This window comes from Streptomyces chromofuscus, from assembly GCF_015160875.1.
In the GTDB taxonomy this organism is placed as follows: domain Bacteria; phylum Actinomycetota; class Actinomycetes; order Streptomycetales; family Streptomycetaceae; genus Streptomyces; species Streptomyces chromofuscus.
On the sequence record NZ_CP063374.1, the window covers coordinates 5,868,486 to 5,893,534 of the forward strand.

Here is a 25,049-nt window from a genome sequence, read left to right on the forward strand (position 1 = left end):
ACTTGAAGGAATAGCCTCTGCAACGTTGCTTTTACCTTCAGGTTTTGCCCCTGTAAGGGCTCACCCCCCACTCCGGCAGTGTTGCCGGTGGCCCCAGGAGTACACACGTGACCAGCACAGCGCAGGCACCCACGTCAGGAGCCGGGTCGGCTCTGCCCGAACACCTCGGGCACGTGATCTTCATCGCGGCGGCGGCCGCGATGGGCGGCTTCCTCTTCGGCTACGACAGCTCCGTGATCAACGGCGCCGTCGAGGCCGTCCGGGACCGTTACGGCATCGGCTCCGCGGCGCTGGCGCAGGTCATCGCCGTGGCCCTGATCGGCTGTGCCATCGGCGCCGCGACGGCGGGCCGCATAGCCGACCGCATCGGCCGCATCCGGTGCATGCAGATCGCCGCCGTCCTGTTCACGGTGAGCGCCGTCGGCTCCGCGCTGCCCTTCTCGCTGTACGACCTCGCCTTCTGGCGCGTCGTGGGCGGATTCGCCATCGGCATGGCCTCCGTGATCGGCCCGGCCTACATCGCAGAGGTCGCCCCGCCGGCGTACCGGGGTCGCCTCGGCTCCTTCCAGCAGGCCGCGATCGTGGTCGGCATCGCCGTCTCGCAGCTGGTCAACTGGGGCATCCTGAACGCCGCCGACGGCGACCAGCGCGGTGAGCTGCTGGGCCTGGAGGCGTGGCAGCTGATGCTCGGCGTCATGGTCGTCCCGGCCGTCCTGTACGGCCTGCTCTCCTTCGCCATCCCCGAGTCCCCGCGCTACCTGCTCTCCGTCGGCAAGCGCGACCGCGCCCGCGCGATCCTCTCCGAGGTGGAGGGCCAGGACATCGACCTCGACGCGCGCGTCGCCGAGATCGAGCACGCCATGACGAGCGAGCACAAGTCGACGTTCAAGGACCTGCTCGGCGGCAGCTTCTTCTTCAAGCCGATCGTCTGGATCGGCATCGGCCTGTCGGTCTTCCAGCAGTTCGTCGGCATCAACGTCGCGTTCTACTACTCCTCGACGCTGTGGCAGTCGGTCGGCGTGGACCCGGCGGACTCGTTCTTCTACTCGTTCACCACGTCGATCATCAACATCGTCGGCACCGTCATCGCGATGATCTTCGTCGACCGCATCGGCCGCCGGCCGCTGGCGATCATCGGCTCGGTCGGCATGGTGGTCGGCCTCGCGCTGGAGGCGTGGGCGTTCTCCTTCGACCTGGTCGGGGGCAGGCTCCCGGAGACCCAGGGCTGGATCGCCCTGATCGCCGCCCACGTGTTCGTCCTCTTCTTCGCCCTGTCGTGGGGTGTGGTCGTCTGGGTCATGCTGGGCGAGATGTTCCCGAACCGCATCCGTGCCGCCGCCCTGGGCGTGGCCGCCGCCGCGCAGTGGATCGCCAACTGGGCCATCACCGCGAGTTTCCCGTCGCTGGCCGACTGGAACCTCTCCGTGACCTACGTGATCTACACCGTCTTCGCCGCGCTCTCCGTCCCGTTCGTCCTGAAGTACGTGAAGGAGACGAAGGGCAAGTCGCTGGAGGAGATGGGCTGAGCCTCACCCCGAGGCCCCTGATCGCGAGGAGACGGGCCAAGTCCCCGCTGCCCCTCTCCTCGTCCTCGTAAGAGACGTGCCGCCCCGGCTCAGCCACTGAGCCGGGGCAGCACGCTCTCGCAGAACAGCCGCAGGCTGCGCCAGCCCTCGGACGGCGGCATCCCGCCGACCAGCGGATGCAGGACGAGGTGGCCGAGCCCTTGCGTCACGCACTCGTCCGGCGTGAGCACCCGGTAGACGCCCTCGGCGCGCAGCTCGTCCACGGTCGTGGCCGCCGACCCCACGGCCGAGCGGATCCCCGCCGGCTGCCAGGAGGCGTACGTGCGGGCCTCGTGCAGGAAGTGCCCGCCGTACTCGGCCCACGTCCGGTCCGGGTCCTCGGCGATGTGCAGCAGCGGGCTCTCGGCCGCGGGCATCATGGTCCAGCCCTCGGTGCCGTACTCGACCAGGCGCTCCTTGTAGTACGCCTCCAGCTCGGGCACGTGCGCGCTGGGGAAGAAGGGCAGGCCGAGGCGGGCGGCCCGGCGGGCGGCGGCCCTGGAGGAGCCGCCGACCAGCAGGAGGGGGTGCGGTTCGGAGTACGGGCGCGGTGTGACCCGCACGGTCCGCCCCCGGTACACGAACTCCTCCCCCGTCCAGGCCCTCAGCACCGTCTCCAGCACCTCGTCCTGCAGCCGCCCGCGCCGCGCCCAGTCCACGCCGAACAGCTCGTACTCCTGCGGCCGGTACCCGATCCCCGCGACGGTCACCAGCCGTCCGCCGCTCAGCAGGTCCAGGACGGCGATGTCCTCGGCCAGCCGCAGTGGGTCGTACAGCGGTCCGACCGCCGCCGAGACGGTGACCGCGAGGTGACGGGTGGCACCGAGCACCGCTCCCGCGAACGTGAACGGCGAGGGCAGCCAGTTGTCGGGCACCCCGTGGTGCTCCTCCGTCTGCACGGTGCTGACCCCCTGGTCGTCGGCGTACGCGGCCATCTCCAGGGCCGTCCGGTAACGGGTGTGGAGGGAGACGGGGGTGGCGCCGGGTTCGACGAGATTGAAACGGACGACCGAGACGGGCATGGGTCCCCCTTCGTCGGGCGGGTGTGAAGGGGACGGTAGCTGACGAGTCGTCAGTTCCAGGGACGTGCGGCCCGGCGCGGCCGTCCGGGCCGACCGTCCCGGGCGACCGCCACTTGGACGAACGTACAAACTGGGTCCGGCGCAGTCCCATGGCCGATACTGGACGCGTTATGGAAATCGTCATCCTTGCTGTAGTCATCGCCGTGGTCGTGCTCGGCGCGATCAGCGGGCTCGTCATCAGCGGCCGACGGAAGCAGTCGCTGCCCCCGCCGCCGCCCACGACACCCGACATCACCGCCCCTCCGGCCGAGCCGCACGTCGGCGACGAGGCCGAGACGCCGCGTGAGGAACCGCGCCGCACGATAGAGGAGGTGGACCTCCCCGACGGCTCGGCCCCCGTCGCCGTCGAGGAGCCGCCCGTCGTCGAGCTCCCGCCGACCGAGATCGAGATCCCGGAGCCCGCCGCGGGGCGGCTCATCCGCCTCCGCGCCCGACTCTCCCGTTCCCAGAACGCCCTCGGCAAGGGGCTGCTCCTGCTGCTCTCGCGCGAGCACCTCGACGAGGAGACCTGGGAGGAGATCGAGGACACCCTGCTCACCGCCGACGTCGGTGTGCAGCCCACCCAGGAGCTGGTCGAACGGCTGCGCGAGCGTGTGAAGGTGCTCGGCACCCGCACCCCCGAGGAGCTGCGCGGCCTGCTGCGCGAGGAGCTGCTCACCCTGGTCGGCACCGACTTCGACCGCACCGTGAGGACCGAGCCCGAGAACACCAAGCCCGGCATCGTGATGGTCGTCGGCGTCAACGGCACCGGCAAGACCACCACCACCGGCAAGCTCGCCCGCGTTCTGGTGGCCGACGGCCGCAGCGTCGTGCTCGGCGCCGCCGACACCTTCCGCGCCGCCGCCGCGGACCAGCTCCAGACCTGGGGCGAGCGGGTCGGCGCGTACACCGTGCGCGGGCCGGAGGCGGGCGACCCCGCCTCCGTCGCCTTCGACGCCGTCAAGGAGGGCAAGGAGATGGGTGCCGACGTGGTGCTCATCGACACCGCCGGACGGTTGCACACCAAGACCGGGCTCATGGACGAGCTCGGCAAGGTCAAGCGCGTCGTGGAGAAGCACGCCCCGCTGGACGAGGTGCTGCTCGTCCTGGACGCCACCACCGGCCAGAACGGCCTCGTCCAGGCCCGCGTCTTCGCCGAGGTCGTCGACATCACCGGCATCGTCCTGACCAAGCTGGACGGCACCGCCAAGGGCGGCATCGTCGTCGCCGTGCAGCGCGAACTCGGCGTCCCGGTCAAACTGGTCGGGCTCGGCGAGGGCGCGGACGATCTGGCGCCGTTCGAGCCGGAGGCATTCGTGGATGCGCTTATCGGAGAGTGAGCACCCACGGACATCCGTACGCCGCCAAGCGCCCGCCCCGAGACGTCGTCGGGGGCGGGCGCTTCTTCGTGGTCGACCGTTGCTCCGGGGTCCTGTGGGGCCTGAGGGAAGTGTGTCCGTGATCAGGTGCAGAGTGGTGACGGACGGGCGCTTCGAGATGGTGCCTGAGCCGGTGTGCCGGAGCGGGCGGGGGGCCGAGGCGTGTTCCGGATCGGGGCGCAGACAGGTGAAGCACGGGCGCTTCGCCACGGCGCGTGATCCGGTCGGCGGTCCTACGCTCGCGACCGGTGTGCCACGTAGGCCAGCGTCCCCAGGAGCAGACGGGCCGCCGGGGGCTTCCGTGCCGAGTCCAGGTCCGGCGGGCGCAGCCAGCGCACCGGGCCGAGGCCGCTGCGGTCCGAGGGCGGGGCCGTGATGTGCGTGCCGGGGCCGAGGCCGCGCAGGTCGAGGTGCGGGTCGTCCCAGCCCATCCGGTACAGGAGCCGGGGCAGCTCGGCCGCGGAGCCGGGCGCGACGAGGAAGTGGGCGCGGCCGTCGGGGGTGACGGCGACGGGGCCGAGGGGCAGGCCCATGCGCTCCAGCCGGACCAGCGCCCGGCGCCCCGCGGGCTCGGCCACCTCGATCACGTCGAACGCCCGCCCGACCGGCAGCATCACCGCTGCGCCCGGGACCTCCGCCCAGGACGTCGTCACCTGGTCCAGCGTCGCCCCGGCCGGCACCTCCGGCGCGAAGGCCAGCGGATGCGCGCCCGGCGCCCGGCACTCGGGGCGGCCGCAGGAGCAGACGCCCGCGGCGGCCCGCGCACCCGGGACGACGTCCCAGCCCCACAGCCCGGTGTACTCCGCCACGGCGGTGCACTCCGACGAGCGGCCGCGGCGGCGCGAGCCGGACCGGATGTCGCGGATCCCCCGACTGCTGCCGATCGTGAAGCCCATGCCCCCTCCAACGGGTCCGACGCGTCGGTGGTTACGAGACGGAATCAGAACGTGACTCTCCGTTTCCGGCTTCCCGCTGCCGTGCGGTCCAGACGGCTTCTCGAAGCACCTCGGGTGGTGCGTCCAGAGGTGCGCGCCCCGGTGCGCACCCGTCCGCCCACTTCCGTCCGTCCCATGTCAAGTGAATCGTGCGGGGGCGACCGGTAGTTCATTCGAAGGGGTGGCGAATGGTGGCGTTTCCTGGAACGCCGTGGCCGGGCGGGTGATCGTAGGATTACCGTGTGTGCACGGCAATCGGGGCACATGCGCTGGTGGGTATGCCGCAGGCAAGTCGGTACCTCGCGCCAAGACGGTGAACTGCCGGACGGGCGAACGGGCTGACGGGCATTCTGATAGGGCTTGGCGCACGTGGTGGCAGGCGATCCGAGGGATGGGGGCGTTCCAGTGGGCGGCAGCGGCGGAGACGGGACGAACGCTGAGAAGCGCCCGAACGAGCTGTTGGGCTCGTGGTTCGTGCGCAGCGGCTGGTCGAAGGGCGAGCTCGCGCGTCAAGTGAACCGCAGGGCACGCCAGTTGGGCGCCAACCACATCTCCACCGACACCTCGCGGGTCCGCCGCTGGCTGGACGGCGAGAACCCGCGCGAGCCGATCCCCAGGATCCTGTCGGAGCTGTTCTCCGAGCGGTTCGGCTGCGTCGTCTCCATCGAGGACCTCGGTCTGCGCACCGCTCGCCAGGCCCCCTCCGCGACCGGAGTCGACCTGCCCTGGACCGGCCCGCAGGCGGTCGCCCTGCTCGGCGAGTTCTCCCGCAGCGACCTGATGCTCGCCCGCCGCGGCTTCCTCGGCACCTCGCTGGCCCTGTCCGCCGGACCGGCCCTGATCGAGCCCATGCAGCGCTGGCTGGTTCCCTCGCCGCCCGGGCCCCGGCCGGAGCCCGGGTCGGTTCCGTCCTCCCGCGCGCGGGGGCGGCTGTCCAAGCCGGAGCTGGACCTGCTGGAGTCCACCACGGTGATGTTCCGGCAGTGGGACGCCCAGTGCGGCGGCGGCCTGCGCCGCAAGGCGGTCGTCGGCCAGCTGCACGAGGTGGCCGACCTGCTCCAGGAACCCCAGCCCGAGGACACCACCCGCAAGTTGTTCAAGGTCGCCGCCGAACTGGCCGAGCTGGCGGGGTGGATGTCGTACGACGTGGGCCTCCAGCCCACCGCGCAGAAGTACTTCGTGCTCGCCCTGCACGCCGCCAAGGAAGCCGGCGACCGGCCGCTCGGCTCGTACGTCCTGTCCAGCATGAGCCGCCAGATGATCCACCTCGGGCGGCCCGAGGACGCCTTGGAGCTGATCCACCTCGCGCAGTACGGCAGCCGGGACTGCGCCAGCCCCCGCACCCAGTCGATGCTGTATGCGATGGAGGCCCGCGCGTACGCCAACATGGGCCAGCCCGGCAAGTGCAAGCGGGCCGTGCGGATGGCCGAGGACACCTTCGGCGAGGCCGACGACTGGGACGAGCCGGACCCCGACTGGATCCGCTTCTTCTCCGAGGCCGAGCTGTACGCCGAGAACAGCCACTCGTTCCGTGACCTCGCCTACGTCGCCGGCCGCAGCCCCACCTACGCCTCCATGGCCGAGCCCCTGATGCGGCGGGCCGTGGAACTGTTCGCGGACGACTCCGAGCACCAGCGGTCGTACGCGCTGAACCTCATCGGCATGGCCACCGTGCACCTGCTGCAGCGCGAGCCCGAGCAGAGCGCCGCGTTCGCCGAGCGGGCCATGGCAGTCGCCAAGAACGTCCGTTCCGAACGGGTCAACACTCGTATCCGAAAGACCGTCGACACCGCCGCCCGCGACTTCGGTGACATCGCCGAGGTCGTGGACCTCACCGAGAAGCTCGCCGTCGAGCTGCCGGAGACCGCCGAGGCGGTCTGAGCGCAGCGCGAACCCCTGACTCCGGCCGCGGCCGGCCCTCCCGAACAGCCCGACTCGGCTCCCCCATGCCAGGTCATCGGAAGGCCGCCCGCGGCCGGTCCGTGCTGTCCGCGCGGCCGGTCCGTGCTGTCCGCGCGGCGGCGTCCACGGAAGGTTGCGCCACGATAACGATCGCGCGGCCCCGCAGCAGGCAGTTCATCGACGCGTAACACGCACGGCGCCTTCGTCACCGCGGCGAAACAACGAGGGGCTTCCACCGAAACGGCGCTGCGCCAATCTCGTGGCGCATAACCGGCCCACCCCTCATGACCGCTCAAGGCTTCGCCCGCACGGGGCCGTATCCAACGACGAGGAGACGCCGATGGCTCCAGCCATCACGCTTGCGGCGGACGCACCCACGCTGTCGTCCGCCAACACAGGCTTCATGCTCATCTGTTCCGCCCTGGTGATGCTCATGACCCCGGGCCTGGCCTTCTTCTACGGAGGCATGGTCCGAGTCAAGAGCACCCTCAACATGCTGATGATGAGCTTCATCAGCCTGGGAATCGTCACCATCCTGTGGGTGCTGTACGGCTTCTCCATGGCGTTCGGTACGGATTCCGGCAGCATCATCGGCTGGAGCTCCGACTACGTCGGCTTCACCGGCATCGGGATCGCCGACCTGTGGGACGGCTACACCATCCCCGTGTACGTCTTCGCCGTCTTCCAGCTGATGTTCGCGATCATCACGCCCGCCCTGATCAGCGGCGCCCTCGCGGACCGCGTGAAGTTCACGGCATGGGCGCTGTTCATCACCCTGTGGGCCACGATCGTCTACTTCCCGGTCGCGCACTGGGTCTGGGGCGCGGGCGGCTGGGCCTTCGAGCTGGGCGTGATCGACTTCGCCGGTGGCACGGCGGTGCACATCAACGCCGGTGCCGCGGCGCTCGGCGTGATCCTGGTGATCGGCAAGCGCATCGGCTTCAAGCGGGACCCCATGCGTCCGCACAGCCTGCCGCTGGTCATGCTCGGTGCCGGTCTGCTGTGGTTCGGCTGGTTCGGCTTCAACGCCGGTTCGTGGCTGGGCAACGACGACGGCGTCGGCGCGCTGATGTTCGTCAACACCCAGATCGCCACCGCCGCCGCCATGCTGGCCTGGCTGATCTACGAGAAGCTGCGTCACGGCGCGTTCACCACCCTGGGCGCAGCCTCCGGTGCGGTCGCCGGTCTCGTCGCGATCACCCCGGCGGGTGGCGCGGTCGACCCGCTCGGCGCGATCGCGGTCGGCGCCATCGCCGGCCTGCTGTGCGCCATGGCCGTCGGCCTGAAGTACAAGTTCGGTTACGACGACTCCCTCGACGTCGTCGGCGTCCACCTGGTCGGCGGTGTCGTCGGCTCCCTGCTGATCGGCTTCTTCGCCAGCGGCAAGGGCCAGTCCGAGGTCCAGGGCCTGTTCTACGGCGGTGGCCTTGACCAGTTCTGGAAGCAGTGCGCCGGTGTCTTCGCGGTCCTCGCCTACTCCCTGATCGTCTCCGCCATCCTCGCCTTCGTGCTCGACAAGACGATCGGCATGCGGGTGTCCGAGGACGACGAGGTGGCCGGCATCGACCAGGCCGAGCACGCCGAGACCGCATACGACTTCAGCGGCGCCGGCGGTGGTGCCTCCCGCACCGCCTCCGCCCCGGTCGCCGCAGCTGCTAGCAAGAAGGTGGACGCATGAAGCTCATCACCGCCGTCGTCAAGCCGCACCGGCTGGACGAGATCAAGGAAGCCCTCCAGGCGTTCGGAGTGCACGGCCTGACGGTCACCGAGGCCAGCGGCTACGGTCGGCAGCGGGGCCACACCGAGGTCTACCGCGGTGCCGAGTACACGGTCGACCTGGTCCCGAAGATCCGTATCGAGGTGCTGGCCGAGGACGACGACGCCGAGCAGCTGATCGACGTCATCGTGAAGGCGGCCCGCACCGGCAAGATCGGTGACGGCAAGGTCTGGTCGCTTCCGGTCGAGACCGCCGTCCGGGTCCGCACCGGCGAGCGCGGGCCGGACGCGCTCTGACACGCAGAAGAACAGGAGTCGCTGGGTGACGAGTACGGGCGTACGTACGGAAGCAGAGGACTCGGGACCCAGCGGCTACGCGGCGGCCCGGCTGCGCCTCCTCACGGAGGGGGCGCGGTCCGGGCCGCCGCGCCGCGCCGCCCTGGCCGAGCTGACCGACGACTGGCTGGCGGGACTGTTCGACGCGGGGGCCGAGGGGCTGCGCGGCGTCTCCCTGGTGGCGGTCGGCGGCTACGGCCGCGGTGAGCTGTCCCCGCGCAGCGACCTCGACCTGCTGCTCCTCCACGACGGCGGCGACGCCGCGCGGATCGCCGCGCTCGCCGACCGCATCTGGTACCCGGTCTGGGACCTGGGTCTCGCCCTGGACCACTCCGTGCGAACCCCGGCCGAGGCCCGCAGAACGGCAGGCGAGGACCTGAAGGTCCAGCTCGGCCTGCTCGACGCCCGCCACATCGCGGGCGACCTCGGCCTCACCGCGGGCCTGCGCACGGCGGTCCTCGCCGACTGGCGCAACCAGGCGCCGAAACGACTGCCCGAACTGCAGGAACTGTGCGCCGAGCGGGCCGAACGCCAGGGCGAGCTGCAGTACCTGCTGGAGCCGGACCTCAAGGAGGCCCGCGGCGGCCTCCGCGACGCCACCGCCCTGCGCGCCGTCGCCGCCTCCTGGCTGGCCGACGCCCCGCGCGAGGGCCTGAGCGACGCCCGGCGCCGGCTGCTCGACGTCCGCGACGCCCTGCACCTCGCCACCGGACGCGCCACCGACCGGCTCGCCCTGCAGGAACAGGACCAGGTCGCCGCCGAGCTGGGGCTGCTCGACGCCGACACCCTGCTGCGGCAGGTGTACGAGTCGGCGCGGACCATCTCGTACGCCAGCGACGTCACCTGGCGGGAAGTGGGGCGCGTGCTGCGGTCGCGCGCCGTGCGGCCGCGCCTGCGGTCCATGCTGGGCGGGGCCAAGCAGGTCGCCGATCGGTCGCCGCTGGCGGAGGGCGTGGTGGAGCAGGACGGCGAGGTGGTGCTCGCCCGTGCCGCGCGCCCCGACCGCGATCCCGTGCTGCCGTTGCGGGCCGCGGCCGCCGCCGCGCAGGCCGGACTGCCGCTCTCCCTGCACGCCGTACGGCGCATGGCGGCCGGCGTGCGCCCCCTGCCCACGCCGTGGCCCGCCGAGGCGCGCGAGCAGCTCGTCACGCTGCTGGGCTCGGGTCGTCCGACCGTCGAGGTCTGGGAGGCCCTGGAGGCCGAGGGCCTGATCACGCGGCTGATCCCCGACTGGGAGCGGGTGCGCTGCCGGCCGCAGCGCAACGCCGTGCACGTCTGGACCGTCGACCGGCACCTCATCGAGACCGCCGTCCGCGCCTCCGAGTTCACCCGCCGGGTCAGCCGCCCCGACCTGCTCCTGGTGGCCGCGCTGCTGCACGACATCGGCAAGGGCTGGCCCGGCGACCACTCGGTCGCGGGCGAGATCATCGCCCGGGACGTGGCGGGCCGGATCGGCTTCGACCGCGCGGACGTGGCCGTCCTCGCCACGCTCGTACGCCACCACCTCCTGCTCGTCGAGACCGCCACCCGGCGCGACCTGGAGGATCCCGCCACCGTGCGCGCGGTCGCCGAGGCGGTCGGTTCGCAGGGCACGCTGGAGCTGCTGCACGCGCTCACCGAGGCCGACGCGCTGGCCACCGGGCCGGCCGCCTGGTCGTCATGGCGGGGCTCGCTCGTCGCCGACCTGGTGAAACGCGTCTCGGCCGTCCTCGCCGGGGACGCCCCCGCCGACCCGGAGGCCGCCGCGCCGACCGCCGAGCAGGAGCGGCTCGCCATCGAGGCGGTCGCGACGGGCAGCCCCGTGCTGGCGTTGCGGGCGCAGACCGAGGTGCCCACCGAGGAGGCGTCCGGCGAGGCCGAGCCCCTCGGCGTGGAGCTGCTGATCGCCGTACCGGACCAGCCCGGCGTGCTGCCCGCCGTGTCCGGTGTCCTCGCCGTGCACCGCCTGACCGTCCGCACGGCCGAGCTGCGGTCCCTCGAGCTGCCGGACGGCGTCGAGGGTTCGGTGCTGCTGCTCGACTGGCGGGTCGCCGCCGAGTACGGCTCGCTGCCGCAGGCCGCCCGGCTCCGTGCCGACCTCGTCCGGGCCCTCGACGGCTCCCTCGACATCGCCTCCCGCCTGGCCGAACGCGACGCCGCGTACCCGCGCCGCCGGGGCGTCGTCGCGCCGCCGCCGCGGGTGACGGTCGCCTCCGCCGCGTCCCGCCTCGCCACGGTGATCGAGGTGCGGGCCCAGGACGCGCCGGGACTGCTCTTCCGTATCGGGCGCGCGCTGGAGGACGCGGGAGTGCGGGTGCGCAGCGCCCATGTGTCGACGCTGGGCGCGAACGCCGTCGACGCGTTCTATGTCACAGGGCCGGAGGGCGCACCCCTGCCGGGAGAGGAGGCGGTGGCCGTCGCGCGCAAGCTGGAGGAGACATTGCGCGGCTGACCCGTGACCCGCTCCAGTGGAGCCGGGATACCCTGGAGGGCGATTCATCCGCCAGCCACCGACCCTGAGGACCGCGAGCGCCGTGTTCGATACTCTCTCCGATCGCCTCTCAGCGACTTTCAAGAACCTGCGCGGCAAGGGACGGCTCTCCGAGGCGGACATCGACGCCACCGCGCGCGAGATCCGGATCGCGCTCCTCGAGGCGGACGTGGCGCTGCCGGTCGTCCGGAGCTTCATCAAGAACGTCAAGGAGCGGGCCCTCGGCGCGGAGGTCTCCAGGGCGCTGAACCCGGCTCAGCAGGTGCTGAAGATCGTCAACGACGAGCTCGTGACGATCCTCGGCGGCGAGACCCGGCGGCTGCGCTTCGCCAAGCAGCCGCCCACGGTGATCATGCTGGCGGGTCTGCAGGGTGCCGGTAAGACCACCCTCGCGGGCAAGCTCGGCCGGTGGCTCAAGGAGCAGGGACACTCCCCGCTGCTGGTCGCCGCCGACCTCCAGCGCCCGAACGCGGTCAACCAGCTGAGCGTCGTCGCCGAGCGCGCCGGCGTGGCCGTCTTCGCGCCGGAGCCGGGCAACGGCGTCGGTGACCCGGTCAAGGTCGCCAAGGACTCCATCGACTTCGCGAAGACCAAGGTCCACGACATCGTGATCGTGGACACCGCCGGCCGCCTGGGCATCGACCAGGAGATGATGCAGCAGGCCGCGGACATCCGGGACGCGGTCTCGCCGGACGAGATCCTGTTCGTCGTCGACGCGATGATCGGTCAGGACGCGGTCAACACCGCCGAGGCCTTCCGCGACGGCGTCGGCTTCGACGGCGTGGTGCTCTCCAAGCTCGACGGTGACGCCCGCGGTGGCGCCGCGCTGTCGATCCGGCAGATCACCGGCAAGCCGATCATGTTCGCGTCGAACGGCGAGAAGCTCGACGACTTCGACGCCTTCCATCCCGACCGGATGGCCTCCCGCATCCTCGACATGGGTGACCTGCTCACCCTGATCGAGCAGGCGGAGAAGACGTTCAGCCAGGAAGAGGCCGAGAAGATGGCCTCCAAGCTGGCGTCGAAGAAGGGCCAGGACTTCACCCTGGACGACTTCCTGGCCCAGATGGAACAGGTCAGGAAGATGGGCTCCATCTCCAAGCTGCTCGGCATGCTGCCCGGCATGGGCCAGATCAAGGACCAGATCCAGAACCTCGACGAGCGGGACGTCGACCGCACCGCCGCGATCATCAAGTCGATGACGCCGGGCGAACGCCAGGACCCGACGATCATCAACGGCTCGCGCCGCGCCCGTATCGCCCGGGGTTCCGGTGTGGACGTCAGCGCGGTGAAGAACCTGGTCGAGCGGTTCTTCGAGGCCCGCAAGATGATGTCCCGGATGGCCCAGGGCGGCGGGATGCCCGGCATGCCCGGCATCCCGGGCATGGGCGGCGGCCCCGGCCGGACGAAGAAGAAGCAGAAGCAGGCCAAGGGCAAGCAGCGCTCCGGCAACCCGATGAAGCGCAAGCAGCAGGAGCAGGAGGAGGCCGCCCGCCGTGCGGCCGCCGCCCAGGGCGGCAACGCCTTCGGCCTGCCGGGTCAGCAGGCCGGGCAGGACTTCGAGCTGCCGGACGAGTTCAAGAAGTTCATGGGCTGACCCCCCGTCCCGTACGTCGCCGAGGGCGTCCTTCCTCACGAGGGGCGCCCTCTGCACATGCCGTGGACCGCTGTCTGCCGTAACGTCCAGATATGAGCAATGCCGCGCCACCCCGCAAGGCTCCTGACCAGCCGTGGCGCACCGAGGGCACCCCGGACGAGCCGCCCACGCCGCCGCGCGGCCGGCGCATACGCGGCCGGTGGTGGGGCCTGCTCCTCACCGCGGTGATCGTGTTCTTGCTGGCCTGGGTGGGGCTGAACTACCTGGGCCGGGGTGACGAGCCGACGATCTCGTACACCGAGTTCAGCAGGCAGGTCGACGCCGGCAACGTCTCCCGGATCTACGCCAAGGGCGACGCGATCCAGGGCGAGCTGAGGAACGCCAGGGACAACCCCGAGGGCGACGGCGAGTACACCAAGTTCATGACACAGCGGCCCGCCTTCGCGGACGACGACCTCTGGCAGGAGCTGAGCCGCAACAACGTCACGGTGACCGCGCAGCCGGTGGTGGTGCAGCGCAGCCTCCTCACCAACCTGCTGATCTCGCTCGTGCCGATCGTGATCATCGTCGCCGTGTGGGTCTTCGTGGTCCGGCGGTTCAGCGCGGGCCAGGGCGGTGCGGGCGGTCTGTTCGGACGCAAACCGCCGCCCAAGCCGGTCGAGCTCACGCCGGGCAGGCACCGCACGACGTTCGCCGACGTGGCCGGCATCGACGAGGTCAAGGGCGAGCTGGACGACGTCGTCGACTTCCTGGAACACCCCGAGGCCTACCGCAAAATGGGTGCGAAGATGCCGCGCGGCGTGCTGCTCGCGGGCTCGCCCGGCACCGGCAAGACGCTGCTGGCGCGTGCGGTGGCGGGCGAGGCGGGCGTGCCGTTCTTCTCCGCCTCCGCTTCCGAGTTCATCGAGATGATCGTCGGTGTCGGCGCCTCCCGCGTGCGGGAGCTGTTCGCCGAGGCCCGCAAGGTGGCGCCGTCGATCATCTTCATCGACGAGATCGACACCATCGGACGGGTGCGCGGCGGCGGCGCGTCGGTGAGCGGTCACGACGAGCGCGAGCAGACGCTGAACCAGATCCTCACGGAGATGGACGGCTTCTCCGGCGCGGAGGGCGTCGTCGTCATCGCGGCGACGAACCGGGCCGACATCCTCGACCCCGCTCTGACCCGGCCGGGCCGCTTCGACCGGGTGGTCACCGTCTCCCCGCCGGACCGTGCCGGGCGCGAGGCGATCCTGCGGATCCACACTCGTGAGATCCCGCTCGCCGACGACGTGGACCTGGTCCAGCTGGCCCGCACGACCCCGGGCATGACGGGCGCGGACCTGGCCAACCTCGCCAACGAGGCCGCGCTGCTCGCGGTCAAGCGCAAGCAGGAGCACGTCACGGCCGCACACCTGTCCGAGGCCCTGGAGAAGGTGCATCTGGGCGCCGAACGCACCCTGGTGATGCCCGAGGAGGACCGGCGCCGGACCGCGTACCACGAGAGCGGGCACGCCCTCCTCGGCATGCTGCAACCGGGCGCGGACCCCGTCCGCAAGATCACGATCGTGCCGCGCGGCCGGGCGCTCGGCGTGACGATGTCGACACCCGAGGTGGAGCGGTACGCGCACTCGGAGCAGTACCTGCGCGGCCGCATCATCGGCGCCCTGGGCGGCATGGCGGCCGAAGAGGTGGTGTACGGGGTCGTCACCACGGGCGCGGAGAACGACCTCGAACAGGTCACCAACATCGCGCGCGGGATGGTGGCCCGCTGGGGCATGAGCGAGCGCGTCGGCCGCCTCTCCGCCCTGCCGAGCGACGCCCAGCAGGCGTACGGGCTCTCGGCGGCTCCGCAGACGCTCGACGTGATCGACGCCGAGATGCGCCGGATCGTCGACGACTGCTACGAGGAGGCCTGCCGCAAGTTGCGCGACCACCGGGGCCGACTGGACGCGCTGGCGGAGGCGCTGCTGGAACGGGAGACGCTGGATGAGACGGACGCCTACCGCATCGCCGGGATCACCCGCCTGACCAAGGGGAACGGGGACGGGTAGGGCCGGGAACGCCGTGCGCCGCCGCCCGGCCCCTGCTCCGTGGGAGAAGTGAGGTCCGGCGCGTCCGCCCCGCGCGGTTCGTCAGGAGTTCAGGGCGTCCGGGCGATCAGGTAGCGGAACACGTTCGGCATCCACACCGTGCCGTCAGGACGCCGGTGCTGGTGCAGCGCCTCCGTCAGCTCCTTGTCGACCTGCTCCTGATCGGTCGCCGCGATGGCCGCGTCGAACAGCCCGGTCGACAGCATCCCGCGCAGCGCACTGGTGACGTCGGCGTACCCGAACGGGCAGGCGACCCGGCCCGAGCCGTCCGGCCTCAGTCCCGCCCGCTCGGCGACCTCCTCCAGGTCGTCGCGCAGCGCCGGGCGCCAGCTGCCGCCGCCGCGCAGCGGGTCCGCCAGCTTGGTCGCGACCCGCAGCACGGACGAGGTGGCGCAACGTTCCGGGGGCCCCCAGCCGGCCAGCACCACCGGAGCGCCCCGGTCGGCGAGCGGTGTCGCCGCCGCGAGCAGCTCACCGAGGCCCTCCGCGTCACCCGCGAGACACCCGATGGGCTCGAAGGCGGTGACGAGGGTGTACGCCGGGCCCCGCGCGCCGGCCGTGTCCTCGGGGAGGGCGTCCTCCGGAGAGCCCTCGACGAGCCGGACACCCGCACGCGCGCGTGTGCCGTGTGCCGGCGTGGCCTCCGCCGACAGCCGCTCACGCGCGAGGGCCAGTCTCTCGGGGAAGGAGGACTCGACACCGGTGACGGCGGCACCCCGGGAGGCCGCCATCAGCAGGGCGAGTCCCGATCCGCAGCCCAGGCCCAGCAGCCGGGTGCCGGATCCCACGTCGAGTCGCTCGTAGACGGCCTCGTAGAGCGGTACGAGCATCCGCTCCTGGATCTCCGACCAGTCACGCGCGCGTGCACACAGGTCCACGCGGGGTGCGGGCCCCGCGTGAGGCAGGTGCTGCCGCACGAGCGTAGGTGTCATCGAAAGCGCCCCAATCCGCGGACAGTTGCCGCTGTACCCGTTTTCGTCGCCCCCCGCCGCGTACGCCCACCTTCCCCCGTATGCCAGGTAACTCCGAGCCCGCGGCGGCGTCCAGGGGTCTCGGCGGCCCGCTTGTGAGGTGCCCCCGTAAGTGGCGAGAATTCACATTCCGGCAACGCTGGTGTCCCTCGCTACGACGGAATGTCTCCGTCCGGGAGGCGATGAGTGGCGTGTTCATGCCGTAGGCGACGACCGACGGTCGCGGAACGGGGTGGCCGTCCTCTTCCGGCCAAGGTCGCCCTCGTCGACCGCTCGCCGCCGCTGGTCGGGGCGGTGTTCCGCGGCTGCCCGGACGGAGTCGACGGGGCGGTGGCGGAACCCGGAACCGGACCGGGTATGGTCACGGTCGTACCGCGCTTTGGCCGGGCGAGCGCGCGAGGCGGCCGAAACACCTCTTGCGCACCTGTGGACCCACACACCCCCGGCGCGCGGACGTGCTCTACGCGCCGGGTCGTACGTCAGGCTACGTCCCGCCTTGCGCCGAGCTGCGTGGCTTCTCCGCAGATCAGCGCACCCGCCCTCCTCAGGACGCATCAGTGGCAACTGACGGGTACGTGCAAATTATTTGGGATGCCCCGGAATAGGAACACAGCGGGACTCAGGCTCGTTGTCATTACGTGAGCACGACACCACCTGTTCTCGCCGCAGAGCTGGCGCAGGCGTGGGCCGACATTCAGCGGTACCACCCCGAGCTGCCGGACCTTGCCGCGCCCGAGTCCCTGATCGGAGAGTCGTCGTCCGCCTGCGGACACGAACTCTCCTTCGAGCGGCTGCTCCATGAGGCAGTCCACGGCATCGCCGCCGCCCGCGGAATCCGCGACACCTCCCGCGCCGGCCGATACCACAACCGCAGATTCCTCGCGATCGCCGAGGAGCTGGGCCTGGACCACCCCGACGAGCCGCACCCCAGCAGCGGCTTCTCGCTGGTCACGCTCAACCCCGAGGCGAAGCGGCGCTACCGCCCGACGATGGAGCGCCTCCAGCGCGCCCTGAAGGCCCACACCGCCGCCACCACCGCCGACACCGGCCGCACCTTCCGCGGCCCGGCCGCCCGCCACGGCTCCTCCGGCGGCGGCGTCCGGGTCAAGGCGGTGTGCGACTGCGGGCGCAACGTTCGGGTCGTCCCGTCCGTCCTGGCGCAGGCCCCGATCATGTGCGGCGGCTGCGGCAAGCCGTTCCGGATCCCCGAAGTGGTGGGCGCGGGCGTGAGGTGAGCGCGCGGCTGCTCGTGGCAGCCGCGCGGCACCCGTAGTGCCGCTGTTGCGCACCCGGTGCCGGTCGCGGGGACGCCGGGTGCCGCTTCGGCATGCCCGGGCGCCCCTCGGTCGGAAGCGACCCGCCGGGTGTGGCAGAATGGTCAGCTGTACTCGACAGCCGCACAGGACCCCTCTCTCCTCCGGCTGACGCGTCCATCGGGCACTCGGGTACCGCAACCCCACGCGGCCTTCTCGCCGTGCCCAACCACGTCAAATCCAGGAGAACCCACTCCCGTGGCAGTCAAGATCAAGCTGAAGCGTCTGGGCAAGATCCGTTCGCCTCACTACCGCATCGTCGTCGCCGACTCCCGCACCCGCCGCGACGGCCGTGCGATCGAGGAGATCGGCAAGTACCACCCGACGTACAACCCGTCGGTGATCGAGGTCGACGCCGAGCGCGTGGCGTACTGGCTCGGTGTCGGCGCCCAGCCGACCGAGCCCGTGCTCGCCATTCTGAAGAAGACCGGCGACTGGCAGAAGTTCAAGGGCGAGCCCGCCCCGGCGCCGCTGCTCGTCGCCGAGCCCAAGGCCGCGCGTCCGTCCTTCGAGGCTCTCGGCGGCGACGACGAGGGCAAGGGTGAGGCGATCACCCAGAAGAAGAAGGCCGAGAAGAAGGACGAGGCCCCGGCCGAGTCCGCGCCTGAGTCGACCGAGGCCTGAGCATGCTCGAGGAGGCTCTCGAGCACCTCGTGAAGGGCATCGTCGACAACCCGGACGATGTGCAGGTGGCCTCGCGCAACCTGCGCCGCGGACGCGTGCTGGAGGTCCGGGTGCACCCCGACGACCTCGGCAAGGTGATCGGCCGCAACGGTCGCACCGCGCGCGCTCTGCGCACCGTCGTGGGCGCCATCGGCGGCCGCGGCGTCCGTGTCGACCTCGTCGACGTGGACCACGTCCGCTGACGCAATCGCAGCACCGGCTCGGGCCGGGGAGGGCCACTGGGCCGTCCCCGGCCCGTAGCCGTATGACAGGAGATCTTCGAAAGTGCAGCTGGTAGTCGCTCGGATCGGCCGCGCCCACGGCATCAAGGGCGAGGTCACCGTCGAGGTCCGCACCGACGAGCCCGAACTGCGGCTCGCTCCCGGCGCCGTACTCGCCACCGATCCCGCCTCCGCGGGACCCCTCACCATCGAGACGGGCCGGGTGCACAGCGGCCGCCTGCTGCTGCGGTTCGCGGGCGTGAGCGACCGCAACGGCGCCGAGGCCCTGCGCAACACCCTCCTGATCGCCGAGATCGACCCGGAGGAGCTGCCCGAGGGCGAGGACGAGTACTACGACCACCAGCTGATCGACCTCGATGTCGTCACCGAGGACGGGATGGCGGTCGGCCGGATCACCGAGATCTCGCACCTGCCCACGCAGGACCTGTTCATCGTGGAGCGCCCGGACGGCAGCGAGGTCATGATCCCGTTCGTGCAGGAGATCGTCACCGAGATCGACCTGGAGGAGCAGCGGGCCGTCATCGACCCGCCGCCCGGCCTGATCGACGACCGCGCGGACATCGCCTCGTCCAGGGACGAGTCCTGATGCGGCTCGACGTCGTCACGATCTTCCCCGAGTACCTCGACCCGCTGAACGTCTCCCTGGTCGGCAAGGCACGCGCGCGGGGGCAGCTGGGGGTGCACGTGCACGACCTGCGCGCGTGGACGTACGACCGGCACAACACGGTCGACGACACGCCCTACGGCGGCGGCCCCGGCATGGTCATGAAGACCGACCCCTGGGGCGACGCCCTCGACACCGTCCTCGCCGAGGGCTACGAGACGGGCGCGCACGGGCCGGCCCTGATCGTCCCCACGCCCAGCGGGCGTCCCTTCACCCAGGAACTCGCCGTGGAGCTCTCCGAGCGTCCGTGGCTGATCTTCACCCCGGCTCGCTACGAGGGCATCGACCGGCGGGTCGTCGACGAGTACGCCACCCGGATGCCGGTGTACGAGGTGTCCATCGGCGACTACGTCCTCGCCGGCGGCGAGGCCGCCGTCCTGGTCGTCACGGAGGCCGTGGCCCGGCTGCTGCCCGGCGTCCTCGGCAACGCCGAGTCGTACCGGGACGACTCCTTCGCGCCCGGCGCCATGGCCAACCTCCTGGAGGGGCCCGTCTACACCAAGCCGCCCGCGTGGCGCGGCCGCGGCATCCCGGACGTCCTGCTCAGCGGGCACCACGGGAAGATCGCCCGCTGGCGGCGCGACGAGGCGCTGCGGCGCACGACGGCCAACCGGCCGGACCTGATCGAGCGCTGCGACCCCAAGGCCTTCGACAAGAAGGACCGGGAGATGCTCTCCATCCTGGGCTGGGAACCGGACCCCGAGGGGGAGCCGTACGGCCGATTTTGGCGCAGGACCAAGGGCGTGGAAGAATAGACCGCTGTTGTGCGCCCGTCCGGCGTGCGCCCCTGCCACAGGGGGACACGACGCCCGCCTCGATCCGCACAACCTTCGAACCAGAACCTAGTTCCCGTTGATGACCTGTGGCATCAGCGAAGAAAGCAGACGAAATGTCTCACCTGCTCGACACCGTCGACGCCGCGTCGCTGCGCACCGACGTCCCGGCCTTCCGCCCGGGTGACACCGTCAACGTCCACGTCCGCGTCATCGAGGGCAACCGCTCCCGCGTGCAGCAGTTCAAGGGCGTGGTGATCCGTCGCCAGGGCTCCGGCGTGCGCGAGACCTTCACGGTCCGCAAGGTCTCCTTCTCCGTCGGCGTCGAGCGCACCTTCCCGGTGCACACCCCGATCGTCGAGAAGATCGAGCTCGTCACCAAGGGTGACGTCCGCCGCGCCAAGCTGTACTACCTGCGCGACCTGCGCGGCAAGGCGGCGAAGATCAAGGAGAAGCGCGAGAACTGAGCGCTTCCCGGAGTTCACAGCGGGGCCGGATAGCATCGGGCTCCGATGGACACCGAAGCACAGCCGACGGAGCGCGACCGCTCCTCCCACCCTTCCGGATCCGTGGAGATCCCGGACACAGAGGGACCGGGAGGGCGGTCGCGTTTCGCGTTGCCGGCCCGGATCGCCGAGTGGGTCCCGGGCGGGCGGATCACCCTGACCGTGCTGGTCTGCCTGGTCTTCGCGCTGCTGCTCAACACCTTCGTGGCGCAGCCGTTCCGGATTCCCAGTGGCTCGATGCAGCCGGAATTGAGGATCGGCGACCGCGTTCTCGTAAACAAGTTGGCGTACCGTTTCGGTGCTCAGCCGCGGCGCGGCGACGTGGTCGTGTTCGACGGGACCGGATACTTCGGGAACGCCGATTACGTCAAACGCGTCGTGGGCGTGGGCGGAGACCACGTGGTCTGCTGCGACAAGGAAGGGAGGCTCCAGGTGAACGGCCGGTCGGTCGACGAGTCGACGTTCCTGTACCCCGGCGACAGCGCGTCCACGGTGCCTTTCGACGTCGTCGTGCCCGACGGCACCCTGTTCGTCCTCGGCGACCACCGCAGCGCCTCCAGCGACTCCCGCGACCACCTCGGCTCACCCGGCGGCGGCATGGTCCCCGTCGACGGCGTGATCGGCCGCGCCGACTGGATCGTCTGGCCCTCGGCCCACCTGACGCACCTGGACCCGACCGGCGCCTACGCGCGCGTGCCCGCGGCGGACGGTGGACATGGGTAACCGCGGCAAGCCGCGCGGTGCGCCCGTCAGTGCCGCCGAGAACCTGCTGCCGACCGGCACCCGGCGTGCCGCCGCCCCGGCCGGAGGCGGGCGCACGCGCGCGGAGCGGCGCAAGCTCCAGCGGAAGGTCAAGCGGCGGCGGCGCCGGTCGGCGATCAAGGAGATACCGCTCCTCGTCGGCGTGGCCGTGCTGATAGCCCTCGTCCTGAAGACGTTCCTCGTCCAGGCGTTCGTGATCCCGTCGGGCTCCATGGAGCAGACGATCCAGATCGGCGACCGGGTCCTGGTCGACAAGCTCACCCCGTGGTTCGGCACCAGGCCGGAACGCGGCGACGTCGTGGTTTTCAAGGACCCCGGCGGCTGGCTCCAGGACGAGCAGCCCACGCAGAAGAAGGACGACCCCGTCGTCGTCAAGCAGGTCAAGGAGGGGCTCACCTTCATCGGTCTGCTGCCGTCGGAGGACGAGAAGGACCTCATCAAGCGGGTCGTCGGCGTCGGCGGTGACCGGGTGCAGTGCTGTGACGCGCAAGGGCGGGTCACGGTCAACGGCGTCCCCCTGGACGAGGACTACCTGAACCCGGGCGACGAGCCGTCCGCGACCGAGTTCGACATCACCGTGCCCGAGGGTCGGCTGTGGGTGATGGGCGACCACCGGTCCAACTCCGCGGACTCCCGCTCCCACCAGGACACCGACTACGGCGGCACCGTCTCCGAGGACGAGGTCGTCGGCCGGGCCGTCGTCATCGCCTGGCCGCTGGGCCACTGGACCACGCTCGACGAACCGAAAACCTACGCTTCCCTGTCCGACTCGGCGGCCGGGTCGACCGCGGCCCCCCGGCCGTCGCATAGGGTTGCCCCCGACGATCCGAACGGAACGATCCAGCTCCCGAGCCCTGCGGAACTCCCGCTCGTTATGGGAGTGGTGGGCCTGCGTCGTGTGTGGGGCAGGCGGCGGCACAGAGTGAGGAGTTGGCGTGGGGGATGTGGCGGTCGGCGCACGGTCCGGGCACGGCGGCGAGGAGCACCGCGGACGCCCCGTGGGAGCGGCCCCCCAGGCCGCGGGCAGCGGCGTGAACTCCGGGAATGAAGGCCAGACGGCCGAGGACGGCACGGTGACGGACGAGCAGAGCCAGACCGGGGACCACGGGCCGCAGGGCCCCGCCCCCCAGCAGCCGAAGAAGCAGCGCTCCTTCTGGAAGGAGCTGCCGATCCTGATCGGTATCGCGCTGGTGCTGGCGCTGCTGATCAAGACCTTCCTGGTGCAGGCCTTCTCGATCCCCTCCGACTCGATGCAGAACACCCTGCAGGAGGGCGACCGCGTTCTCGTCGACAAGCTGACCCCGTGGTTCGGGTCCGAGCCCGAGCGCGGCGAGGTCGTCGTCTTCCACGACCCCGACAACTGGCTGGCGGGTGAGCCGACGGCGGACCCCAACGCCCTGCAGACGTTCCTCAGCTGGATCGGCCTGATGCCGTCCGCCGAGGAGAAGGACCTCATCAAGCGCGTGGTCGGCGTCGGCGGCGACACGGTCGAGTGCAACGGCACCGGCCCGCTGAAGGTCAACGGCAAGGCGCTGGACGAGCCGTACGTCTACCCCGGCAACACCCCGTGCAGCCAGGACGACCAGGGCGGCCAGTTCAAGGTGAAGGTGCCCGAGGGCTTCATCTGGGTCATGGGCGACCACCGGCAGAACTCCCGGGACTCGCGCTACAACCAGGGCGACGCCAACAAGGGCATGGTCCCCGTGGACAAGGTCGTCGGACGCGCCATCGTCAAGGCCTGGCCGATCAACCGCTGGGGCACCCTCCCGGTGCCGGACACCTTCGACCAGCCCGGCCTGAACGCCCAGTCGGCCGCGGCCGGGGTGGTCACCGGCGCGCCGAACGCACTGGCCCTCGCGGGAGTCGCGCCGATGGCGCTGTGGCGTCGCCGACGGCCGCAGGCCTGACCCCACGCCCTTTTGGACCTCGTGAAGCACCCGTGCAGCTGTCGCAGCGGCCGGGACGAAGGGCTGACCGGGTCCGGTACCGCCGGGTAGGGTGCGGATCCATGGGTGGTGAGAGCGCGACACGTACGGCCCCGCACAGCGGTGGGACGAGCAAGGGCCCGGCGGGCGGCCGGACCGGACAGCGGTTGTCCGGACTGGCGGTCGCGCTGGGCCTCGTGCTGTTCCTGGCCGGTTTCGGCTGGGCAGCGGTGACCTATCTGCCGTACACCGTGCCCACCCGCTCGATGACGCCCACCATCGACGCGGGCGACCGGGTGCTGGCACAGCGCGTCGACGGCGCCGATGTGCGCCGCGGTGACGTCGTCGTCTTCAAGGACGCCACCTGGGGTAACGCACCGCTGATCAAGCGGGTGGTGGCCGTCGGCGGGGACCGCGTCGCCTGCTGCCAGGACGGCAGGCTCACCGTCAACGGCAAGCAGATCGAGGAACCGTACCTGTCCCAGGGCCAGACGGCCGCGGACATGAACTTCGGGACGGTGAACGTGCCGGAAGGGCGGCTGTTCCTGCTCGGCGACGAGCGGCAGGGCTCCCTGGACTCCACCGCCCACCTCACGGACGCCGCCGGCGGCACCGTGGCGCGCGACGCCGTCTCCGGACGGGTGGACGCCGTCGTCTGGCCGATGAACGGCATGCTGGCACGCCCCACCGGGTTCGAGGCCCTCGGCGGTCTGTCCGAGCCGGGGCCGCTGCGGACGATCGGCGTGATGATCGTCGTCGGCGCCGCGCTGGTGCTCGGTGGTGCCGCGTACGGGCCGGTCGCCAGGCACCTGGGGTCCCGCGCGAGGACGGGGCCCGCCGGTGTCCGCTGAGGTGACGGCGGGATACGAGCTCGACGGCGAGCGCATGCGCAAGGTGGCCAGGGTGGTGCTGCTCGACCCGGACGACCGGATCCTGCTCCTGCACGGCCACGAGCCGGACGATCCGGCGGACGACTGGTGGTTCACGCCGGGCGGCGGACTGGAGGGCGAGGAGACCCGTGAGGAGGCCGCGCTGCGGGAACTCGCGGAGGAGACGGGAATCACCAAGGTCCAGCTCGGTCCGGTGCTGTGGCGGCGGATGTGCTCCTTCCCGTTCGCCGGGCGCCGCTGGGACCAGGACGAGTGGTACTACCTCGCTCGCACCGACCAGACGGCGACGGAGGCGGTCGCCCTCACCGAGCTGGAGAGACGCAGTGTCGTGGAAGCCCGGTGGTGGACCTGTGAGGAACTGACCCGGGCTCATGAGACGGTGTATCCGACCAGACTCGCCGAGCTGCTGCGCAGGCTGCTCGACGAAGGTCCCCCCGCCAGGCCGGAGTTCCTTGACACGGAAATCGTCTAGGGGCTCACGGGACTGGCGCACAATGGTGGGATCGCACGGCTGAAGGGGAACATGCCATGAGCGCCGAGGACCTCGAGAAGTACGAGACCGAGATGGAGCTCAAGCTCTACCGGGAGTACCGCGATGTCGTCGGTCTGTTCAAATACGTGATCGAGACCGAGCGGCGCTTCTACCTGACCAACGACTACGAGATGCAGGTGCACTCGGTACAGGGCGAGGTGTTTTTCGAGGTGTCCATGGCGGATGCCTGGGTGTGGGACATGTACCGGCCGGCCCGGTTCGTGAAGCAGGTGCGTGTCCTGACGTTCAAGGACGTGAACATCGAGGAGCTGAACAAGAGCGACCTGGAGCTGCCCGGAGGGTGATGTTCGCTCGTGTGGGTGACGAAGTTGTCCACAACTGCTGAGTAATCCACCAAGATCCACTTCTTGGTGGGGGATGCGTGACCGTTGGCGCCGAGGAGGTGCCGACATGAACGCACGAGACGCACTCGGCAGGTACGGCGAGGAACTGGCCGTCCGACGGCTGGCGGCGGCCGGTATGACCGTCCTGGAGCGCAACTGGCGCTGCGGCAGGACCGGTGAGATCGACATCGTGGCGCGGGACGGGGACGTCCTGGTCGTCTGCGAGGTGAAGACGCGCAGGGCCGGGCGGTTCCAGCATCCGATGGCCGCGGTGCGGCAGGAGAAGGCCGAGCGGCTGCGCGCCCTCGCCGAACGATGGGTTCACACCCATGGAGGGGCGCCACCGGGAGGCGTCCGCATCGACCTGATCGGCGTCGTCCTGCCCGACCGCGGCGCGCCCGTGGTCGAGCACGCGCGAGGGGTGGCCTGAG

24 protein-coding genes are annotated in these 25,049 nt (G+C 71.1%); 21 read left to right on the forward strand and 3 right to left on the reverse strand.

What is annotated here, in order from left to right; all coding sequences use genetic code 11:
- Nucleotides 1–107: 107 nt before the first annotated feature.
- Entirely contained in the window at nucleotides 108–1,526 is a 1,419-nt protein-coding gene (locus IPT68_RS26585; RefSeq protein WP_189700831.1) for a sugar porter family MFS transporter, read from the forward strand.
- Between the two features lie 89 nt (nucleotides 1,527–1,615).
- Here IPT68_RS26585 and IPT68_RS26590 read toward each other — a convergent pair whose 3' ends face one another.
- Nucleotides 1,616–2,587, reverse strand: a complete 972-nt coding sequence (locus IPT68_RS26590; RefSeq protein ID WP_189700830.1) for an LLM class flavin-dependent oxidoreductase — start codon at nucleotides 2,585–2,587, stop codon at nucleotides 1,616–1,618.
- Nucleotides 2,588–2,757: 170 nt separating this feature from the next.
- Here IPT68_RS26590 and ftsY point away from each other — a divergent pair, with 170 nt between their 5' ends.
- Nucleotides 2,758–3,966 carry a signal recognition particle-docking protein FtsY gene (gene ftsY, locus IPT68_RS26595; RefSeq protein WP_189700829.1) on the forward strand — a complete coding sequence of 403 codons (1,209 nt, stop codon included), beginning with the start codon at nucleotides 2,758–2,760 and terminating at the stop codon, nucleotides 3,964–3,966.
- A 272-nt stretch (nucleotides 3,967–4,238) separates the two neighbouring features.
- Here the strand turns inward: ftsY and IPT68_RS26600 are convergent, their stop codons facing one another.
- Nucleotides 4,239–4,901, reverse strand: coding sequence for a bifunctional DNA primase/polymerase (locus IPT68_RS26600; RefSeq protein WP_189700828.1), 663 nt, complete (start codon nucleotides 4,899–4,901; stop codon nucleotides 4,239–4,241).
- A 444-nt stretch (nucleotides 4,902–5,345) separates the two neighbouring features.
- On the opposite strand from IPT68_RS26600, the gene nsdA reads away from it, so the two are divergent.
- From nsdA to ftsH, 6 genes are all read left to right on the forward strand, one after another.
- The gene (nsdA, locus tag IPT68_RS26605) at nucleotides 5,346–6,821 is read left to right on the forward strand and encodes a transcriptional repressor NsdA (protein WP_189700827.1); all 1,476 of its coding nucleotides are present in this window, start codon (nucleotides 5,346–5,348) and stop codon (nucleotides 6,819–6,821) included.
- Nucleotides 6,822–7,182: 361 nt separating this feature from the next.
- Nucleotides 7,183–8,520, forward strand: coding sequence for an ammonium transporter (locus IPT68_RS26610; protein WP_189700826.1), 1,338 nt, complete (start codon nucleotides 7,183–7,185; stop codon nucleotides 8,518–8,520).
- Nucleotides 8,517–8,855 (forward strand): P-II family nitrogen regulator, encoded by a 339-nt coding sequence (locus tag IPT68_RS26615; protein ID WP_003997576.1) that lies wholly within the window; start codon nucleotides 8,517–8,519, stop codon nucleotides 8,853–8,855. Before IPT68_RS26610 ends, IPT68_RS26615 begins: the two co-directional genes overlap by 4 nt.
- Before the next feature lie 25 nt (nucleotides 8,856–8,880).
- Nucleotides 8,881–11,325, forward strand: coding sequence for a [protein-PII] uridylyltransferase (locus tag IPT68_RS26620; protein ID WP_189700825.1), 2,445 nt, complete (start codon nucleotides 8,881–8,883; stop codon nucleotides 11,323–11,325).
- Between the two features lie 82 nt (nucleotides 11,326–11,407).
- Complete coding sequence (gene ffh, locus IPT68_RS26625; RefSeq protein WP_189700824.1) at nucleotides 11,408–12,961, forward strand: signal recognition particle protein; 1,554 nt, start codon at nucleotides 11,408–11,410, stop codon at nucleotides 12,959–12,961.
- 92 nt (nucleotides 12,962–13,053) lie between these two features.
- A complete protein-coding gene (gene ftsH / locus IPT68_RS26630) occupies nucleotides 13,054–14,994 on the forward strand; it encodes an ATP-dependent zinc metalloprotease FtsH (RefSeq protein ID WP_189700823.1) in 1,941 nt (646 codons plus the stop codon).
- 89 nt (nucleotides 14,995–15,083) lie between these two features.
- Here the strand turns inward: ftsH and IPT68_RS26635 are convergent, their stop codons facing one another.
- Nucleotides 15,084–15,965, reverse strand: a complete 882-nt coding sequence (locus IPT68_RS26635; protein ID WP_189700822.1) for an SAM-dependent methyltransferase — start codon at nucleotides 15,963–15,965, stop codon at nucleotides 15,084–15,086.
- A gap of 677 nt (nucleotides 15,966–16,642) precedes the next feature.
- On the opposite strand from IPT68_RS26635, the gene IPT68_RS26640 reads away from it, so the two are divergent.
- The 13 genes from IPT68_RS26640 to IPT68_RS26700 all read left to right on the forward strand — a co-directional run bounded on the left by IPT68_RS26640 (nucleotide 16,643) and on the right by IPT68_RS26700 (nucleotide 25,048).
- Nucleotides 16,643–17,239 (forward strand): hypothetical protein, encoded by a 597-nt coding sequence (locus IPT68_RS26640; protein ID WP_189700821.1) that lies wholly within the window; start codon nucleotides 16,643–16,645, stop codon nucleotides 17,237–17,239.
- 276 nt (nucleotides 17,240–17,515) lie between these two features.
- Nucleotides 17,516–17,941 carry a 30S ribosomal protein S16 gene (gene rpsP, locus IPT68_RS26645; RefSeq protein ID WP_189700820.1) on the forward strand — a complete coding sequence of 142 codons (426 nt, stop codon included), beginning with the start codon at nucleotides 17,516–17,518 and terminating at the stop codon, nucleotides 17,939–17,941.
- Between the two features lie 2 nt (nucleotides 17,942–17,943).
- A complete protein-coding gene (locus IPT68_RS26650; RefSeq protein ID WP_003973401.1) occupies nucleotides 17,944–18,183 on the forward strand; it encodes an RNA-binding protein in 240 nt (79 codons plus the stop codon).
- 82 nt (nucleotides 18,184–18,265) lie between these two features.
- Nucleotides 18,266–18,808, forward strand: coding sequence for a ribosome maturation factor RimM (gene rimM / locus IPT68_RS26655; RefSeq protein ID WP_189700819.1), 543 nt, complete (start codon nucleotides 18,266–18,268; stop codon nucleotides 18,806–18,808).
- On the forward strand, nucleotides 18,808–19,641 hold the full coding sequence (gene trmD, locus IPT68_RS26660) for a tRNA (guanosine(37)-N1)-methyltransferase TrmD (protein WP_189700818.1): 834 nt from the start codon (nucleotides 18,808–18,810) through the stop codon (nucleotides 19,639–19,641). Before rimM ends, trmD begins: the two co-directional genes overlap by 1 nt.
- A gap of 134 nt (nucleotides 19,642–19,775) precedes the next feature.
- Nucleotides 19,776–20,126, forward strand: coding sequence for a 50S ribosomal protein L19 (rplS, locus tag IPT68_RS26665; protein WP_189700817.1), 351 nt, complete (start codon nucleotides 19,776–19,778; stop codon nucleotides 20,124–20,126).
- Nucleotides 20,127–20,171: 45 nt separating this feature from the next.
- The gene (gene lepB, locus IPT68_RS26670) at nucleotides 20,172–20,888 is read left to right on the forward strand and encodes a signal peptidase I (RefSeq protein WP_189700816.1); all 717 of its coding nucleotides are present in this window, start codon (nucleotides 20,172–20,174) and stop codon (nucleotides 20,886–20,888) included.
- Complete coding sequence (lepB, locus tag IPT68_RS26675; RefSeq protein ID WP_189700815.1) at nucleotides 20,881–21,975, forward strand: signal peptidase I; 1,095 nt, start codon at nucleotides 20,881–20,883, stop codon at nucleotides 21,973–21,975. Before lepB (IPT68_RS26670) ends, lepB (IPT68_RS26675) begins: the two co-directional genes overlap by 8 nt.
- Nucleotides 21,863–22,834, forward strand: coding sequence for a signal peptidase I (gene lepB / locus IPT68_RS26680; protein ID WP_189700814.1), 972 nt, complete (start codon nucleotides 21,863–21,865; stop codon nucleotides 22,832–22,834). The genes lepB (IPT68_RS26675) and lepB (IPT68_RS26680) overlap by 113 nt, the downstream gene beginning before the upstream one ends.
- A 101-nt stretch (nucleotides 22,835–22,935) precedes the next feature.
- Entirely contained in the window at nucleotides 22,936–23,703 is a 768-nt protein-coding gene (lepB, locus tag IPT68_RS26685; protein ID WP_189700813.1) for a signal peptidase I, read from the forward strand.
- Between the two features lie 34 nt (nucleotides 23,704–23,737).
- Complete coding sequence (locus IPT68_RS26690) at nucleotides 23,738–24,214, forward strand: NUDIX hydrolase (RefSeq protein ID WP_189700886.1); 477 nt, start codon at nucleotides 23,738–23,740, stop codon at nucleotides 24,212–24,214.
- 56 nt (nucleotides 24,215–24,270) lie between these two features.
- On the forward strand, nucleotides 24,271–24,579 hold the full coding sequence (locus IPT68_RS26695) for a DUF2469 domain-containing protein (RefSeq protein ID WP_003965949.1): 309 nt from the start codon (nucleotides 24,271–24,273) through the stop codon (nucleotides 24,577–24,579).
- A 106-nt stretch (nucleotides 24,580–24,685) separates the two neighbouring features.
- Nucleotides 24,686–25,048 (forward strand): YraN family protein, encoded by a 363-nt coding sequence (locus IPT68_RS26700; RefSeq protein ID WP_189700812.1) that lies wholly within the window; start codon nucleotides 24,686–24,688, stop codon nucleotides 25,046–25,048.
- Nucleotide 25,049: the final 1 nt, after the last annotated feature.